This window comes from Kitasatospora sp. NPDC059817 (genome assembly GCF_042731835.1).
GTDB lineage: Bacteria > Actinomycetota > Actinomycetes > Streptomycetales > Streptomycetaceae > Kitasatospora.
Map to the genome: position 1 here is coordinate 1 of NZ_JBHWIR010000414.1, position 1,761 is coordinate 1,761.

At 71.8% G+C, this 1,761-nt stretch carries 2 protein-coding genes; one reads left to right on the plus strand and one right to left on the minus strand.

Annotation, left to right across the window (positions count from 1 at the left end; genetic code table 11):
• Window positions 1–130: 130 nt before the first annotated feature.
• Window positions 131–595 (minus strand): SRPBCC family protein, encoded by a 465-nt coding sequence (locus tag ACFV61_RS35850; protein ID WP_063351550.1) that lies wholly within the window; start codon window positions 593–595, stop codon window positions 131–133.
• Between the two features lie 276 nt (window positions 596–871).
• Here ACFV61_RS35850 and ACFV61_RS35855 point away from each other — a divergent pair, with 276 nt between their 5' ends.
• The gene (locus ACFV61_RS35855) at window positions 872–1,678 is read left to right on the plus strand and encodes an SAM-dependent methyltransferase (protein ID WP_063350062.1); all 807 of its coding nucleotides are present in this window, start codon (window positions 872–874) and stop codon (window positions 1,676–1,678) included.
• Window positions 1,679–1,761 lie beyond the last annotated feature (83 nt).

Below are 1,761 nucleotides of genomic sequence, written 5' to 3' on the forward strand. Positions count from 1 at the left end.
GCCGACGAGATCTTCGAACGCCTCGCCGGCTACCTCAACCGCTTGCCGAGCCCCAAGTCCTAGTTATGCAGTGCTTCTGAGACTCAGGACACTAGAGCCGGACGGGTCCTGGCCGCCACCGGCCGTGTGGTCACCTCTTCGCCGGCCCGCCCCCGCTGCCCAGGTGCGCCGCCAGCCCCCGCCGCCCCCGGCGCATCATCACCGCGTGGTTGGCCCGGAACAGCGGGTGCAGGGGCAGCGCGAGGCGGCGCAGCAGGGGTTTGCCGGGGCGGGTGTCCTCCTCGAAGAGCACGCGGCTGCCCGGCCCGTCCGAGGTGACGGTGAACCGTGACCACCCGGTGAGATCGCCCCGCATGGCCGCCTCCAGCACTCCGGCGGCCGGGTCGCGCCGTCGGGTCTCCAGGCGGATCACCAGCCGGTACGGCAGCAGCGCGCGCACCACGAGGTCCCCGGACTCCTCGCCGGTCTGCCGGACTTCGAGGACCTCGGGCCACCACAGCGGGTAACTCCGTACGTCCTCCAGTGCCGCGTACACGTCGGGCGCCGGCGCCGCGAGTCGCCACGTGCCCCGGAAACGGTAGTGGTTGGGGTCCACGGGCCCCACCCTAGGGCGCCCTGGTCCGGAGCCGGCCCGTTTCGGTCGGGTTCCCTCGCCGACACCCGGGCCCTACGGTGGCCCGGCTGTCGACGCGACCGGTGCCGGTGAGACGGGAGGCGAACGCTCCGTAAACGTCGCATGCCAGGAGGGAGGTGTTCCGCTTGCGGCCGTTCGGGGTGCAGGGGAGGATCTTGTGTGCTTGTAGTCTCGTCTGTCACAGCAGTTGTCGCGAGGCGCTGCATCCCCGGAAAACGGAGTGAAGGAGTCACAGGCATGCGGCGACCGAGCTGGGTACCGGAGGGCACGGACCTGGACAAACCGAACGCCGCGCGGGTCTACGACTACTACCTGGGGGGCTCGCACAACTTCGAGGTCGACCGGGAGATGGCGCGCAAGGCGATGGCCCTGTGGCCGGAGCTGCCGCAGATCATGCGCTCCAACCGGGCCTTCCTGCGGCGGGCCGTGTCCTTCCTGGCCGAGCGCGGCGTCACCCGCTTCCTGGACATCGGCTCCGGCATCCCGACCTTCGGCGCGGTGCACGAGATCGCCCGCGCGATCCGCCCCGAGGCGACGGTCCTCTACGTGGACCGGGACCCGGTCGCCGTCGCGCACAGCCGCCTGCTGCTGGAGGACGACCCCGGCAGCGAGGTCGTCCAGGCCGACCTGCGCGACATCCACGACCTGCTGGCCCGCCCCGAGGTGGCCGCCCTGCTGGCGCAGGGCGAGCCGGTGGCCGTCCTGCTGGTCGCCGTCGCGCACTTCGTCACCGACGACGAGGACCCGTGGAAGCTGATCGGCACGCTCCGTGACGCGCTCCCGCCCGGCAGCGCGCTGGTCCTCTCGCACGCCTCCCTGGAGGGCCGACCGGACCAGGCGGAGGAGCACCAGGAGCTCTACCGCAGGACGCCGACCCCGCTGACCATGCGCACCCACGAGCAGATCAGCGGGATGTTCGCCGGCTTCGAGCTGGTCGAACCGGGCGTGGTCTACCTGCCGCAGTGGCGCCCGGACCAGCCGGAGACGGTCGGCGAGCACCCCGAGCGGATGACCGGGGTGGCGGGCGTGGGGTTCCGCCCTTGAGCGGACGGATCGGGCGAGTGACAACTGTCGCCATGCGCACCGACGATAGCGGCGCGGGCTCGACCGTCAGGGGTTTTACGGGA

Excerpts from the sequence above, each read along its gene's own strand:
- ACFV61_RS35855 (WP_063350062.1), top strand. The coding sequence starts at position 872 with ATGCGGCGACCGAGCTGGGTACCGGAGGGCACGGACCTGGACAAACCG.